Here is a 15741-nt window from a genome sequence, read left to right on the forward strand (position 1 = left end):
AGATACCTCGGTTTTTCTGAAACACCGCGGCGTCCTTGTTGGGGCGGCTTCGCCGCCCAGCGCGGGGCAAGCCCGCTCACTACAAGCATCAGCGGGGTTATTTGAAGCGGCGTTCTACGCCTTTTTCTACCAGAATCTTTGCCGAGATCTCTTCCACTGAGAAATGCGTGGAATTGATGTGCGCAATGTTCTCCCGACGGAACAGATTTTCCACTTCGCGCACTTCGAACTCACACTGGGCATAGCTGGAGTAGCGGCTGTTAGGCTTGCGCTCGTTACGAATGGCGGTGAGACGGTCCGGGTCGATGGTCAGGCCGAACAGCTTGTGCGAATGCGCACGCAAGGCTGCCGGGAGCGTCAGGTGTTCCATGTCGTCCTCGGTCAGCGGGTAGTTGGCGGCGCGGATACCGAATTGCATGGCCATGTACAGACAGGTAGGCGTTTTGCCGCAGCGCGACACGCCCACCAGGATCAGGTCGGCCTTGTCGTAGTAGTGGGTGCGGGCGCCGTCGTCGTTGTCGAGGGCGAAATTCACCGCCTCGATACGCTCCATATAGTTGGAGTTGTGCCCAATGGAGTGGGATTTGCCCACGGAGTATGAGGAATGTTCACTCAGCTCTTGTTCCAGAGGGGCCAGGAAGGTCGAGAAAATATCGATCATGAAACCATTCGAAGTCGCCAGGATCTCACGAATATCCTGATTCACGATGGTGTCGAAAATGATCGGACGGAAACCGTCTTTTTCAGCCGCCAGATTGATTTGTTGTACCATGGCCCGCGCTTTATCCACGCTGTCGATATAGGGCCGCGTGAATTTGGCGAAGGTAACGTTTTCGAACTGCGCGAGCAGGCTCTGACCCAATGTCTCGGCGGTGATGCCCGTGCCGTCGGAAATAAAGAAAGCAGATCGTTTCATTTGAGCCCTGGGCCTTAAGCTGATGGCGAATCTTGGATATGATAGGCGCGATTTTGCTGTCCCGCAGTGGGCCGCATTCTCACTTATTTTCCAGGTCCAGGCCACAAGCGCAGGCGTTTGCTCCTCTATGAGCCGCCAGCGTCCTGAGCTTTTCCAACACAGTTAGTGGAGAGATCACCTTGGTAGAGTACGTAGTTTCCCTCGATAAGCTCGGCGTCCATGATGTAGAGCACGTGGGGGGCAAGAACGCATCCCTCGGCGAGATGATCAGTAATCTTGCAGGCGCTGGTGTGTCGGTGCCCGGTGGTTTCGCCACCACGGCCCAGGCTTACCGCGATTTCCTCGAACTGAGCGGCCTCAACGCTCAGATCCACGCCGCGCTGGATGCCCTGGACGTTGATGACGTCAATGCGCTGGCCAAGACCGGTGCCCAGATCCGCCAGTGGATCATGGAAGCCGAGTTCCCCGAGAAACTTAACGAAGAAATTCGTGCCGCCTTCGCCGCCCTGTCGGCCGGCAACCCGGACATGGCGGTCGCCGTGCGTTCCTCGGCTACCGCCGAAGACTTGCCCGACGCCTCGTTCGCCGGCCAGCAGGAAACCTTCCTGAATATCCGTGGCGTGGAAAACGTCATTCGGGCCGCCAAGGAAGTGTTTGCTTCATTGTTCAACGATCGCGCGATTTCCTACCGCGTACACCAGGGTTTCGACCACAAATTGGTGGCCTTGTCTGCCGGCGTGCAGCGCATGGTGCGTTCTGAAACCGGTACCGCCGGCGTGATGTTCACCCTGGACACCGAATCGGGCTTCCGTGACGTGGTGTTCATCACCGGCGCCTACGGCCTTGGTGAAACCGTCGTACAGGGTGCGGTCAACCCGGACGAGTTCTACGTACACAAGGGCACCCTCGAAGCAGGCCGCCCGGCCATCCTGCGCCGTAACCTGGGCAGCAAGGCCATCAAGATGATCTACGGCGACGAGGCCAAGGCCGGTCGTTCGGTGAAAACCGTTGAAGTCGACAAGGCCGAGCGTGCGCGCTTCTGCCTGACCGACCAGGAGGTCAGCGAACTGGCCAAGCAAGCGATGATCATCGAAAAGCACTACAAGTGCCCGATGGACATCGAATGGGCCAAGGACGGTGACGATGGCAAGTTGTACATCGTGCAAGCCCGTCCGGAAACCGTGAAAAGCCGCACGTCGGCCAATGTCATGGAGCGCTACCTGCTCAAGGAAACCGGCACTGTGCTGGTTGAAGGCCGTGCGATTGGCCAGCGCATCGGCGCAGGCAAGGTACGCATCATCAAGGACGTGTCCGAAATGGACAAAGTCCAGCCAGGCGACGTGTTGGTTTCCGACATGACCGACCCGGACTGGGAACCGGTCATGAAGCGCGCCAGCGCCATCGTGACCAACCGTGGCGGGCGTACCTGCCACGCGGCGATCATCGCCCGTGAACTGGGGATCCCTGCCGTGGTGGGTTGTGGCAACGCCACCCAGTTGCTCAAGGACGGCCAGGGCGTGACCGTGTCCTGCGCCGAAGGCGACACTGGTTTTATCTTTGAAGGCGAGCTGGGCTTCGACATCAAGCAAAACTCCATCGACGCCATGCCCGACCTGCCGTTCAAGATCATGATGAACGTCGGCAACCCCGATCGCGCCTTCGATTTTGCACAACTGCCGAACGCCGGCGTGGGCCTGGCCCGCCTGGAGTTCATCATCAACCGCATGATCGGCGTGCACCCCAAGGCGCTGCTGAACTACGACGGCCTGCCGTTGGAGATCAAGGAAAGCGTCGACAAGCGCATCGCCGGCTACAACGATCCGGTGGGCTTCTACGTCGAGAAGCTGGTGGAAGGCATCAGCACCCTGGCGGCGGCGTTCTACCCGAAAAAGGTCATCGTGCGCCTGTCGGACTTCAAGTCCAACGAATATGCCAACCTGATCGGCGGCAAGCTCTACGAGCCGGAAGAAGAAAACCCGATGCTGGGCTTCCGTGGCGCCTCGCGTTACATCAGCGAAACCTTCCGTGACTGTTTCGAGCTTGAATGCCGCGCCCTCAAGCGCGTGCGCAACGAGATGGGCCTGACCAACGTCGAGATCATGGTGCCGTTCGTGCGTACCCTGGGCGAGGCGAGCCAGGTCGTCGACCTGCTGGCTGAAAACGGTCTGTCCCGTGGCGAAAACGGCCTGCGCGTGATCATGATGTGCGAGCTGCCGTCCAACGCCATCCTGGCCGAAGAGTTCCTGGAGTTCTTCGATGGGTTCTCCATCGGCTCCAACGACCTGACCCAGCTGACACTGGGCCTGGACCGTGACTCCGGGATCATCGCCCACCTGTTCGATGAGCGTAACCCGGCGGTCAAGAAGCTGCTGGCCAACGCTATCCAGGCCTGCAACAAGGCCGGCAAGTACATCGGTATCTGCGGCCAGGGGCCTTCCGACCACCCGGACCTGGCCAAGTGGCTGATGGAACAGGGCATCGAAAGTGTCTCGCTGAACCCCGACTCCGTACTGGAAACCTGGTTCTTCCTGGCTGAAGGCCAAGCGTCCGCCTAAGGTCGACGCGTCAAAAGTGCCGGTCACTCGTTGCGGGTGACCGGCATTCTTATCTGTACAGGGCGGGAATCCTTGCGGACGCCGCCCTTTTTTGTGCAAGAGCATTATGCAAAGCAGCAGCAACCTGTTTCCCGTCGCCCTGATCAGCGCTGAACGTCGCGGCGACCTGAGTGAAGATGTGTATCGCCTCAAACCCGGCAACAGCCCGGACGGTACTGTCGAGCTGGCCGTGACCCGCTTGGGCCTGGCTGATGTCCCGGAAAACCGGGGCGCGCCGATTATTTTGCTGCACGGCAGTTTTTCCAATCGGCGCTTCTGGTACTCGCCCAAAGGTATCGGCCTGGGTGCCTATCTGGCACGCCAGGGGTTTGATGTATGGATCCCGGAAATGCGTGGCCATGGCCTGTCCAAGCGCAATCACGACTACGCCAAAAACCGTGTCGCCGATTACGCGCGCTACGACGTGCCGGCCATTGGCGCGTTCGTGCGTGAGCAGAGTGGGCAGATTCCCCACTGGATCGGGCATTCCCTGGGCGCTACGACCCTGGCGGCGGCCCTGGGTGGCCAGCACTTGGGCGCACCTGCAGCGGCTTCCGTGGCATTGTTTGGTTGCCAGGTCAGCCGCACCTACTGGCCGCTGAAAATCCCTGCGGTGGAGTGGGGCGCGCGCTTGATTTTGAAGCGCCTGGGCCAGTTGTCCGGCCCAAGGCTCAAGCGCGGCCCGGAAGACGAGCCTATCGGTATCATGCTTGAAACCATGCGCTGGCATGGCCTGTTCGGGCGCTTTGGCGATGCCGAGCGCGACTGGTGGAAAGGCTTGGCCGAGGTTGATGTGCCATTGCTGGCAGTGAGCGCTGCGGGTGATCGGCAAGACCCGGACTGGGCCTGCCGCAAGCTGTTCGAGCAGGTCGGCTCTGAACATCGCCAGTACCTCTGCCTGGGGCGTCAGCAAGGGTTTAGCGGTGATTTCGGGCATGTGCAGATGCTGGTCAGCAAGCCTGCGCAGGCCGAGGTCTGGCCATTGGTGGCACGCTGGTTGAGAGACCCGCTGACACCTTTGTCCGGCGCACAGTCCGAAGTGGACGCAGCGGTTTGACGAAGCGCTCTGCCAAGGGCGTTTCACTTGTGAGTGGTTGCGGCTAAGATATGACGCGTTAAACGCTTCTGGTCATATTCAGTCGCGCAACGGGTATTGCGTTGCGGCCAAGCGGGTCTGATCATGGCCGCCGTCAACCGCGCAGTCTTTAAAAAAAGCCTGTTGTGGCGCGTTTTCCTGATGTACACCATGGGATGTTGAACCTCTACTTTGATGACAGGAGTTTCTCGATGAACCATTACGTGACCCCCGACCTGTGCGATGCCTACCCGGAACTGGTGCAGGTGGTTGAGCCGATGTTCAGCAACTTCGGCGGGCGAGACTCCTTTGGCGGCGAAATCGTCACCATCAAATGCTTCGAAGACAACTCCCTGGTCAAGGAACAGGCCGACCAGCCAGGCGCCGGCAAGGTGCTGGTGGTCGATGGTGGCGGTTCGCTGCGCCGGGCGTTGCTGGGCGACATGATCGCCGAGAAAGCTGCGAAAAACGGCTGGGAAGGGCTGGTGATCTACGGTTGTATCCGTGACGTCGACGTTATCGCCCAGACCGACCTGGGGGTGCAGGCGCTGGCGTCGCATCCGATGAAGACCGACAAGCGCGGCATCGGCGACCTGAACGTGGTGGTGACCTTTGCGGGCGTGACATTCCGCCCGGGTGAGTACATCTACGCCGACAACAACGGCGTGATTGTGTCGCCCAGCCCGCTGAAAATGCCTGAATAAACCGCAGTAGCCATAGGGGTCAGGATGTTCGAGGAAGAAAACGCGCAGTGGGGTTTGGTGCATGCCCTGGTGCTGGACGGTAAAGGCGGTGCGCGTTCGATTGCCCGGACTGAGCTCGATGATTTGCACTTGCAGCCCCAGGAAAGCTTGTGGCTGCATTGGGATCGCAGTCACCCCCAGACCCAGACCTGGTTGCGTAAATCCAGTGGTCTGAGCGAGTTTGCCTGTGACCTGCTGCTGGAGGAGAACACTCGTCCACGCCTGTTGCCGTTGCCGGATGCTGAATTGCTGCTGTTCCTGCGTGGGGTCAACCTCAATCCAGGTGCCGAGCCTGAAGACATGGTCTCGGTGCGTATTTTTGCGGCGGCCGACCGGGTCATTTCCCTGCGTCTGCGGCCGTTGCGCGCCACCGATGAGTTGCTGGTGCAATTGGCGGAGGGCAATGGGCCGAAAACGGCGTCCGAGCTCATCCTTTATATGGCGCAGTATCTGACCAATAAAGTGCAGGATCTGGTCACGGACCTGTCTGAAATCGTCGACTCCGAGGAAGAAAAACTCGATGCCGACGAACGGTATACTCCGGAGCATGGCAGCGTCTTGCAGATTCGCCGACGCGCAGCCGGGCTGAAGCGTTTTCTGGCGCCACAACGGGATATTTTTGCGCAACTGACGCGCATCAAATTGCCGTGGTTTTGTGATGACGACGCCGACTACTGGAACGAATTACACAACAGCCTGACCCGTTACCTGGAAGAGCTCGAATTGGCTCGGGAGCGCGTGGGGCTTGTGCTTGAGACCGAGGACCGGCGCTTGAGCGTGCGCATGAACCGCACCATGTACCGCTTCGGGATCATCACCGGGATTTTTCTGCCGATGAGTTTTTTGACCGGCCTGCTGGGCATCAATGTGGGTGGAATACCCTTTGCGGGAAACCCCTACGGATTCTTGATTGCCTGCCTGATGATGGTGGCCGTTGCACTGGGGCAATGGTGGCTTTTTCGACGATTACGCTGGGTTTGACCTGAATATGACCTGAACGCAGCAAGGGTCTTATGTGACCCCAAGAATTTAACCCTCGTCTTTTAAAACACTTGCGAGAGGTCTATATGCACGATCCGTTCGAACAGTCTTTGCGTGACATGCTCAATGCATCGCCATCCAACCGTGATGACGATGCCTGCCTGGGCCGCGTTTTGAAAACCGCCAACCGCCAGGTAGGGGCGGGCGACCTGTTCGGTCTGTTGGGTCGCTGGTTGCCGGCGCTGATGATGGCCCTGAACAATGGTTCGGCCCATGTGTCGCCGGTTTCCCGCCGTGAAACTCTTGCTCGCACTGCTGATAAGGCTGATTGAATATGGAACTTGATCTCTGGACCCAGAGCCTGGTCACCGCGATGACCGCACTATGGACCAAGGTGGCGAATTTCATTCCCAACCTGTTTGGTGCCCTGGTTCTGGTGTTGCTGGGCTTTGTCGTGGCCAAGCTGCTCGACACCCTGCTGTCCAAATTGCTCGCCAAATTGGGGCTGGACCGCTTGATGGCTGGCACTGGCCTGACCAAACTGCTGGGGCGCGCAGGGCTGCAAGTGCCGATCTCCACGTTGATCGGCAAGATCGTTTATTGGTTTGTTTTGCTGATTTTCCTGGTTTCTGCGGCGCAATCCCTTGGACTTGAGCGAGTTTCAGCTACGCTCGACATGCTGGCGCTGTATTTGCCGAAGGTTTTTGGCGGCGCGCTGGTGCTGCTGGTAGGCGTTCTGCTGGCGCAACTGGCTAATGGGCTGGTGCGCGGAGCGGCTGAAGGCGTGGGCCTGGACTACGCGGCAGGCCTGGGGCGAATCGCCCAGGGGCTGGTGATCATCATCAGTATTTCCGTCGCGATCAGCCAGTTGGAGGTCAAGACTGACCTGCTCAACCATGTGATTGTGATTGTTTTGATTACCGTTGGTCTGGCCGTTGCGCTGGCAATGGGGTTGGGAAGCCGGGAAATTGCCGGGCAGATTCTTGCGGGAATCTATGTGCGTGAGCTGTATCAGGTTGGGCAACACGTGCGTGTTGGCGAGGTTGAAGGGCAAATCGAGGAGATCGGCACGGTCAAGACGACGGTGCTGACCGATGACGGCGACCTGGTGTCGCTGTCCAATCGGATTCTCCTGGAACAGCAGGTCAATAGCCGCTAATACGGCAAATCCTGCTAATGTACGCCGCCGCAAACCCGGCTGACCGGATTGTGGCGGACATTGACCTGACTGTCGGCACGACTTGTTTTGAATAAAGCCCAAACGCTGTCTACGCGCTACGACCCCCGTGAGCTCTCTGATGAGGAGTTGGTCGCGCGCTCGCACACGGAGCTGTTTCACGTAACACGTGCGTACGAAGAATTGATGCGCAGGTATCAACGCACTCTGTTCAACGTTTGTTCAAGGTATTTAGGGAACGATAGAGATGCGGATGATGTCTGTCAGGAAGTGATGCTCAAGGTGCTGTATGGCCTGAAGAACTTCGAGGGCAAATCGAAGTTCAAGACATGGCTCTACAGCATCACGTACAACGAGTGCATCACGCAGTATCGTAAGGAGCGGCGAAAGCGTCGATTGATGGACGCTTTGAGTCTTGACCCCCTTGAGGAGGCGTCTGAAGAGAAGGCGCCGGCACCCGAGGAGAAGGGCGGACTTGATCGCTGGTTGGTGCATGTGAACCCGATAGACCGTGAAATTCTGGTGCTACGATTTGTCGCAGAGCTGGAGTTTCAGGAAATCGCTGACATCATGCATATGGGTTTGAGTGCTACAAAAATGCGTTACAAGCGTGCTCTTGATAAATTACGTGAGAAATTTGCGGGCGAGACTGAAACTTAGTGCGTGGCAAATATCTCTTACGTGTAGGCAAGTTCTGTTAGACTTGTCGCCGAGTTGTCCCCCGGTTTGTGGGACTGCTTTACAATCACCAGATGGGGATTTAACGGATGAAACTGAAAAACACCTTGGGCTTGGCCATTGGTACTCTTATTGCCGCTTCTTCTTTCGGCGCACTGGCACAAGGCCAAGGCGCAGTTGAAGGCGAGCTGTTCTACAAGAAGCAGTACAACGATAGCGTTAAGCACATCGAAGACGGCTTCAACCCTGGCGCTCGCATCGGTTACTTCCTGACCGACGACCTGTCCTTGAACCTGTCCTACGACACTACCAACCACACCCGTTCGAACGACGGTACTGGTAACCAGAAGATCAAAGGCGATACCGGCAGCCTGGTTGCCCAGTATCACTTCGGTCAAGCTGGCGTAGACAGCCTGCGTCCATACGTAGAAGGCGGTTTCGGTCACCAGAGCCGTACCAACGTCAAAGCTGACGGCCACAGCGGTCGCGACCAGTCCACCCTGGCTATCGCTGGCGCTGGCGTGAAGTACTACTTCACCAACAACCTGTACGCTCGTGCCGGTGTTGAAGCTGACTACGCACTGGACAACGGCAAGTGGGACTACTCCGCACTGGTCGGCCTGGGCGTGAACTTCGGCGGTAACGCTGGCGCAGTCGCTCCAGCTCCTACCCCAGCACCAGCTCCAGAGCCAACTCCAGAGCCAGAAGCTCCAGTTGCTCAGGTTGTTCGTGTTGAGCTGGACGTTAAGTTCGACTTCGACAAGGCCGTTGTTAAGCCTAACAGCTACGCCGACGTGAAAAACCTGGCTGACTTCATGAAGCAGTACCCTAACACCACCACCGTGGTTGAAGGTCACACTGACTCCGTAGGTCCAGACGCTTACAACCAGAAGCTGTCCCAGCGTCGTGCTGACGCTGTTAAGCAAGTTCTGGTCAAAGACGGTATTGCTCCTAACCGTGTAAGCTCCGTTGGTTACGGCAAATCCCGCCCAGTTGCTGACAACGCAACTGAAGCTGGTCGTGCTATCAACCGTCGCGTAGAAGCCTCGGTAGAAGCTCAAGCTGCTCAGTAATTACTGAGTGGTAAAAAAACCCGGCTCAGGCCGGGTTTTTTTTCGCCTGCAATATGCCTCAGGCGCTGGCTGATACGGCAATGCAGGCCGCCTGTGCAGCCGCAGCGACGCTGCCGATCACCAGAATTGCCGGGCTCTTGAGGGCAAATGCTTGCGCCTCCCAGTGCATCCGCGCCAGCGTGCTGCGGCATTCGCGTTGCTGGGGCAGGGAGGCATTTTCGATCATCGCCACGGGCATATCGACGGCCATGCCGCCGTTGAGTAATTGCTGACGAATCTCCTCCAGCTTCGCTACTCCCATGTACACCACCAACGTCGTCCCTCCCTCGGCCAGTGCCCGCCAGTTCAGGCTGCTGTCGTCCTGGGTATGCGCCGTGACCAGCGTTACGCCACGGCTCACACCGCGCAAGGTCAACGGGATATCGCAATTCGTCGCACCCGCCAGCCCTGCCGTGATCCCGTTGACCAACTCCACATCGACGCCGCGCTCGCGCAACCACACCGCTTCTTCACCGCCCCGGCCAAAGATGCATGGATCGCCGCCTTTGAGCCGCACCACGCATTTTCCCTGGCGCGTATAACGCAGCATCAGGCGATGGATAAAATCCTGTGGCGTCGAACGGCAGCCACCGCGCTTGCCGACGGTGATCACCCGCGCATCCAGGCAATGCTCCAGCACCTGTGGGTTGACCAGATCATCGATCAGCACCACATCCGCCTCACGCAAGGCCCGCACCGCCTTGAGGGTCAACAGTTCCGGATCGCCAGGCCCTGCGCCCACCAGCCAGACTTTTGCGTTCATGTTCTTCTCCTCACACATTAATGGCGAATGGCTGCGGGTTGCCGGCCAAAAGACGTTTGATTTCCGGTACACAGGAACCACATTGGGTGCCGCAGCCCAGCGCTTGTTTGAGCCCTTCCAGGCCCAGGCCGCGGGCGATGCCGGCACATACCGCGCTTTCGCTGACGTTCTTGCAGTTGCACAGGGTCTTGAGGCTGGCCGCCGCACCCCCGGGCGGTGCACTTAATGGAGCCAGCAGCCATCGCCGCAATTGATCATCGGCGCGACCTTCCAGCCACAGGCTTTGCAACCAGTGCCGCGCCAGGGTTTCCCCTGCCAGGCGCAGGGCGGTGATGCGGCCTTGCTCGATCTTCACGCGTTTGCCGATCGAGCGGCGTGGGTCGTCATAAGCCATGACAGGGCCGTCATTGAGGCCGAGGAGTGCGTCGATACGGGTCAGCAGCGACAAGTCGGGCGCCTCGCCATGCGCGGCGCGCACCAGCAATGCCGGGCGTTCACGTCCGACCAGAGTCAAACTGACGTAGGCAAAGTCCTCGCATAGCGGGCGCAGCGCCTCAAAGTGTTGCTGCACATTGCCTTCGATCAGCGCGAACAACTGCCACGGCAGTTGCACCGCTTCCAGGCGCACCCCACTGTGCTTCAGTTCCGGTTGTTTCGATAACGGATCAAACGCCGGCTGCGTAAGGGTGTTGACGCCACCCTTGAGAAAGCGGTCGCCCCAATGCATGGGCAGGAACGCCTGGCCCGGACGCACGCTGTCATCGCTGCTGACCGCGACGATCACGCTGCCACGGCGGCTTTTCAGGCTGACCAGATCACCATCCTTCAAGCGATGGCGGCGCAATTCATCGGGATGCAGGCCCAACAACGCTTCGCTGACATGCCCAAACAACTGGGCCGCCGTGCCGGTGCGGCTCATGCCGTGCCACTGGTCGCGCAGGCGGCCGGTGATCAGGGTCAGCGGGAAGCGGGCGTCGCGTTGCTCCTTGGCCGCGCGGTAAGGATCAGCGACAAACTGCGCGCGCCCGCTATCGGTTGGGAACACGCCATCGCTGTACAGGCGCGTTGTTCCGGCATGCGCGCCCGTCGGAAACGGCCACTGCTGCGGCCCGATCCGGTCGAGCAGGGCATGGCTGACACCCGACAGGTCAAGGTCACGATGGCGCGTCAGCCCTTTGTATTCATCAAAGATCTGCGCCGGTTGTTCGAACGCAAACAGGCTGGCCAAGCCCGGCCGCAAGCGCTTTTCCAGGCGCTGTGCGAAATCCAGCGTAATGGCCCAATCGGGTCGTGCTTCTCCCGGTGGGACGATGGCTTGGCGGACGTGGGAAATACGTCGCTCGGAGTTGGTCACGGTGCCTTCCTTTTCTCCCCAACTGGCCGCAGGCAGCAGTAGGTCGGCATAAGCGGCCGTCTCCGTGGTGCGAAAAGCTTCCTGCAGAACCACGAACGGGCAAGCGGCCAAGGCTGCGCGTACGCGGTTCTGGTCCGGCAGCGATTGTGCGGGGTTGGTACAGGCAACCCACAACGCCTTGATCTTGCCGGCCTGGATCTGCTCGAACAGTTCGATCGCGGTCAATCCGGTTGGCTGCGGCAATGAATCAACCCCCCAATACGCGGCGACTTCAGCCCGATGCTGCGGGTTGGCCGCTTCACGATGGCCCGGCAACAGATTCGCCAGGCTGCCGGTCTCGCGGCCACCCATGGCGTTGGGTTGGCCGGTCAGGGAAAACGGGCCGCAGCCCGGCCGGCCAATGGTCCCGGTGGCCAGGTGCAGGTTGATCAAGGCGCTGTTTTTCGCACTGCCGGCGGTGGATTGGTTCAGCCCCATGCACCACAACGACAGGAAACTGCTGGAGGTACCCACCCATTGCGCGCACAGGCGCAATTGCTCAACGCTGATTCCGCACAATTGCGTGACCATCTGCGGCGTGTAGTCATGCACCAGCCGCTTCAGCGGTGCCAACCCCTCGGTATGGGCCTGGATAAAGTCGCGGTCGATCCAGTCTTCCCACAGCAACAGATGCAAGATCCCATGGAATAACGCCACATCCGTACCCGGTAAAATCGCCAGGTGCAGGTCAGCCAGGTCGCAGGTGTCTGTGCGCCGTGGGTCGATCACCAGCACTTTCATCTGTGGGCGCCGCGCCTTGGCTTCTTCCAAGCGTCGGAACAGCACCGGATGCGCGTAGGCCATATTGCTGCCGACGATCATGACGCAGTCGCTGTTTTCCAGGTCCTCATAGCTGCACGGCGGTGCGTCGGCACCCAGGCTGCGTTTGTAGCCGACCACTGCCGAAGACATGCACAGCCGCGAGTTACTATCGATGTTGTGGGTGCCCACCAGCGCCCGCGCCAGTTTGTTGAAGCTGTAGTAATCCTCGGTCAACAATTGCCCGGAAATGTAGAACGCCACGCTGTCCGGCCCGTGTTCGGCGATCGTGTCGGCGAATACGTTGGCGGCGTGTTCCAGGGCCGTGTCCCAATCGGTGCGCGCACGGGCCAAGTCTTTGCCCAGGCGCAGTTCGGGGTACAAGGCGCGAGCAGCCAGGTCACCGGTCAGGTGCAGGCTGGCGCCCTTGCTGCATAACTTGCCAAAGTTGGCCGGATGGCTCGGGTCGCCTTGCACGCCGAGGATCTGTACGCCGTCATGCTCGATCAGCACGCCGCAACCCACCCCGCAATAACAGCAGGTGGACGCGGTAACCTGGCGGTTCATCAACCTGCGTCCCGCAGGGCCAGCATCACCCGGCCGTTTTCCACGCGTGCGGGGTGATGGTGGGCGCAGCCGATATCCGGCGCCTGGGCTTCGCCGGACGCCAGGTCGATCTGCCAGTTGTGCAACGGGCAGGCTACGCGTTTGCCGTAGATCAAACCCTGGGACAGCGGCCCGCCCTTGTGCGGGCAGCGGTCGTCGAGGGCGAAGACTTCATCGTCACTGGTACGAAAAATCGCAATATCGCCTTTAGGCCCCTGGATGATGCGCGAGCCCAGGGCGTTGATTTCATCGAGGGCGCAGATATCCAGCCAGTTCATGCCGACACCTCCAGCTGTTTGACGGGGATGACCTCGAACTCCTTTTTCAATTGGGGCTGCTCCAGGCGCTCCTTCCACGGGTCCTGTTCGAACGACAGCGAAAATTGCAGGCGCTCATTCAACGCTCGGCGTCGGGCCGGGTCTTCCAGTACGGCTTTTTTGATGTGCTCCATGCCGACCCGTTGCAGGTAGTGCACGGTGCGCTCCAGGTAGAAGGCTTCTTCGCGATACAACTGCAGGAACGCGCCGTTGTACTCGCGGACTTCTTCGGCGGTTTTCAGCTTGACGAAGAACTCCGCGACTTCTGTCTTGATCCCGCCATTGCCGCCGATATACATCTCCCACCCGGAGTCGACACCGATGATGCCGACGTCCTTGATGCCCGCTTCCGAGCAATTGCGTGGGCAACCGGAGACGGCCAGCTTGACCTTGTGCGGCGACCACATATTGAACAGGTCGTGCTCCAGCTCGATGCCCAGCTGTGTGGAGTTCTGCGTGCCGAAGCGGCAGAACTCGCTGCCGACGCAGGTCTTCACGGTGCGGATGGATTTGCCATAGGCGTGGCCCGAGGGCATGTCGAGGTCTTTCCACACACCAGGCAGGTCCTGTTTCTTGACGCCAAGCAAGTCGATGCGTTGGCCGCCGGTGACCTTGACCATCGGTACGTTGTACTTGTCGGCCACATCGGCGATACGGCGCAGCTCCGACGGATTGGTCACGCCGCCCCACATCCGGGGGACGACGGAGTAGGTGCCATCTTTCTGGATGTTGGCGTGGGCACGTTCGTTGATCAGGCGCGATTGCGGATCGTCCTTGGCCTCGCCGGGCCAGGTCGAGATCAGGTAGTAGTTCAACGCCGGCCGGCAGGTGGCGCAACCGTTGGGCGTGCGCCAGTTCAGGTAGCTCATCGTGCCGGCGATGGTCAGCAGGTGCTGGTCGCGGATGGCCTGGCGGATCTGTCCGTGGTTGAGGTCGCTGCAACCGCAGATGGCTTTTTCGCTTTTGGGTTTGACGTCGGCGGCGCCACCCACGGTGTTGATCAGGATCTGTTCCACCAGCCCGGCGCAGGAACCGCAGGAGCTGGCTGCCTTGGTGTGTTTTTTGACGTCGTCGACGCTGAACAGCCCGTGTTCCTGAATCGCCTTGACGATGGTGCCCTTGCACACGCCGTTGCAGCCGCAGACCTCGGCGTTGTCGGCCATGCTCATGGCCTTGTCCTGGCCTTGATGGCCGACGTCTCCCAGCGCGTTTTCGCCAAACATCAGGTGATCGCGGATCTCGCCGATGGCGTGGTTCTCACGGATCTGCCGGAAATACCAACCCCCGTCGGCGGTGTCGCCGTACAGGCAGGCGCCGACCAGGATGTCGTCCTTGATCACCAGTTTCTTGTACACGCCGCCAATCGGGTCGGAGAGGGTGATGGTCTCGGTGCCTTCGCCGCCCATGAAATCGCCGGCGGAGAACAGGTCGATACCGGTGACTTTCAACTTGGTCGACGTGACCGAGCCTTTGTAGGTGGCAAAGCCGAGTTGGGCCAGGTGATTGGCGCAGACCTTGGCCTGTTCGAACAGCGGTGCGACCAGGCCGTAAGCGGTACCCCGATGGTTGGCGCATTCGCCGATGGCGTAGATGCGCGGGTCATAGGTTTGCAGGGTATCGTTGACCAGAATCCCACGGTTGCAGGGGATGCCGGATTTTTCCGCGAGTTCGGTGTTGGGGCGGATGCCGGCCGCCATCACCACCAGGTCGGCCGGGATGATGTCGCCGTTCTTGAACTGCACCGAGCCGACGCGACCATTGCCGGCGTCGTGCAGGGCCTGGGTCTGTTCGCACAGGCGAAACACCAGGCCACGGCTTTCCAGTTCGGTTTGCAGCAACTGGCCGCTGGTCTTGTCCAGTTGCCGCTCCAGCAGCCATTCGCCGATATGCACCACGGTCACCTGCATACCGCGCAGCATCAGGCCATTGGCGGCTTCCAGGCCGAGCAGGCCGCCGCCGATGACCACCGCGTGCTTGTGGGTCTTGGCGGTGTCGATCATGGCTTGGGTGTCGGCAATGTCGCGATAGCCGATCACGCCCTGCAAGGTGTTGCCGGGAATCGGCAGGATAAATGGCGTGGAACCGGTAGCGATCAGCAGGCGATCATACTCGGCCTCGGTGCCGTCCTCGGCGATGACGATGCGTTTGACGCGATCGATCTGCACCACTTTGCGGTTGAGCAGCAGCTTGATGTCGTTGTCCAGGTACCAGCTCAGGTCGTTGAGTACGATCTCTTCGAAGGTCTGTTCACCGGCGAGCACCGGCGATAGCAGGATGCGGTTGTAATTGGGATGCGGCTCAGCGCCGAACACGGTGATGTCGTACAGCTCGCTGCTCAGTTTGAGTAATTCTTCCAGGGTGCGAACCCCGGCCATGCCGTTGCCGATCATGACCAATTTGAGTTTTTTCATGTCGTTCTCCGCAATGGCTCGACAAATCGTGCGCAAACAAAAAAGGCGCCCCCGCCAGTGATCTAGCGAGGACGCCTTTGTCCGGTCCCGTTCTCTCGGGAAGCTCGCCCTTCAACGTTGAAGGGCGGGCTATATGTATGTTCTTGAATCAGTTAATGCAGTGGCTGTGCCAAGTTGGCCCACCCCCGGTTTTATTGGGTTTACTGTCGATCGGCG

The 15741-nt window shown here is 59.7% G+C and carries 13 protein-coding genes; 8 read left to right on the forward strand and 5 right to left on the reverse strand.

Annotation, left to right across the window (positions count from 1 at the left end):
* Positions 1-97 precede the first annotated feature (97 nt).
* Positions 98-916 carry a posphoenolpyruvate synthetase regulatory kinase/phosphorylase PpsR gene (ppsR, locus tag ACQRBT_RS15255; RefSeq protein ID WP_003175525.1) on the reverse strand — a complete coding sequence of 273 codons (819 nt, stop codon included), beginning with the start codon at positions 914-916 and terminating at the stop codon, positions 98-100.
* Between the two features lie 179 nt (positions 917-1095).
* On the opposite strand from ppsR, the gene ppsA reads away from it, so the two are divergent.
* From ppsA to ACQRBT_RS15295, 8 genes are all read left to right on the forward strand, one after another.
* On the forward strand, positions 1096-3471 hold the full coding sequence (ppsA, locus tag ACQRBT_RS15260; RefSeq protein WP_060756227.1) for a phosphoenolpyruvate synthase: 2376 nt from the start codon (positions 1096-1098) through the stop codon (positions 3469-3471).
* 106 nt (positions 3472-3577) lie between these two features.
* Positions 3578-4567, forward strand: coding sequence for an alpha/beta fold hydrolase (locus ACQRBT_RS15265; protein WP_244700071.1), 990 nt, complete (start codon positions 3578-3580; stop codon positions 4565-4567).
* 230 nt (positions 4568-4797) lie between these two features.
* Entirely contained in the window at positions 4798-5289 is a 492-nt protein-coding gene (rraA, locus tag ACQRBT_RS15270; RefSeq protein ID WP_017527456.1) for a ribonuclease E activity regulator RraA, read from the forward strand.
* A 24-nt stretch (positions 5290-5313) separates the two neighbouring features.
* Positions 5314-6309, forward strand: coding sequence for a zinc transporter ZntB (locus tag ACQRBT_RS15275; protein ID WP_090369287.1), 996 nt, complete (start codon positions 5314-5316; stop codon positions 6307-6309).
* Positions 6310-6395: 86 nt separating this feature from the next.
* Entirely contained in the window at positions 6396-6641 is a 246-nt protein-coding gene (locus ACQRBT_RS15280) for a CrfX protein (protein ID WP_412047095.1), read from the forward strand.
* 2 nt (positions 6642-6643) lie between these two features.
* A complete protein-coding gene (locus tag ACQRBT_RS15285; RefSeq protein WP_017527459.1) occupies positions 6644-7468 on the forward strand; it encodes a mechanosensitive ion channel family protein in 825 nt (274 codons plus the stop codon).
* 87 nt (positions 7469-7555) lie between these two features.
* A complete protein-coding gene (gene sigX / locus ACQRBT_RS15290; RefSeq protein ID WP_003193286.1) occupies positions 7556-8146 on the forward strand; it encodes an RNA polymerase sigma factor SigX in 591 nt (196 codons plus the stop codon).
* Between the two features lie 107 nt (positions 8147-8253).
* Entirely contained in the window at positions 8254-9237 is a 984-nt protein-coding gene (locus ACQRBT_RS15295) for an OmpA family protein (RefSeq protein WP_244700068.1), read from the forward strand.
* Between the two features lie 58 nt (positions 9238-9295).
* On the opposite strand, the gene cobA is transcribed toward ACQRBT_RS15295, so the two are convergent.
* Genes cobA through nirB form a run of 4 tightly spaced genes read right to left on the reverse strand, consistent with a single transcriptional unit; the run spans position 9296 to position 15525 of the window.
* Positions 9296-10039 carry a uroporphyrinogen-III C-methyltransferase gene (gene cobA, locus ACQRBT_RS15300; protein WP_412047096.1) on the reverse strand — a complete coding sequence of 248 codons (744 nt, stop codon included), beginning with the start codon at positions 10037-10039 and terminating at the stop codon, positions 9296-9298.
* A 10-nt stretch (positions 10040-10049) separates the two neighbouring features.
* The gene (locus tag ACQRBT_RS15305; RefSeq protein WP_412047097.1) at positions 10050-12758 is read right to left on the reverse strand and encodes a molybdopterin-dependent oxidoreductase; all 2709 of its coding nucleotides are present in this window, start codon (positions 12756-12758) and stop codon (positions 10050-10052) included.
* The gene (nirD, locus tag ACQRBT_RS15310) at positions 12758-13075 is read right to left on the reverse strand and encodes a nitrite reductase small subunit NirD (RefSeq protein WP_060756220.1); all 318 of its coding nucleotides are present in this window, start codon (positions 13073-13075) and stop codon (positions 12758-12760) included. The genes ACQRBT_RS15305 and nirD overlap by 1 nt, the downstream gene beginning before the upstream one ends.
* Entirely contained in the window at positions 13072-15525 is a 2454-nt protein-coding gene (gene nirB / locus ACQRBT_RS15315) for a nitrite reductase large subunit NirB (protein ID WP_412047098.1), read from the reverse strand. The genes nirD and nirB overlap by 4 nt, the downstream gene beginning before the upstream one ends.
* Between the last annotated feature and the right edge of the window lie 216 nt (positions 15526-15741).

The sequence above is a fragment of the Pseudomonas sp. R19M genome (assembly GCF_050312585.1).
Classification (GTDB): Bacteria; Pseudomonadota; Gammaproteobacteria; order Pseudomonadales; family Pseudomonadaceae; genus Aquipseudomonas; species Aquipseudomonas palleroniana.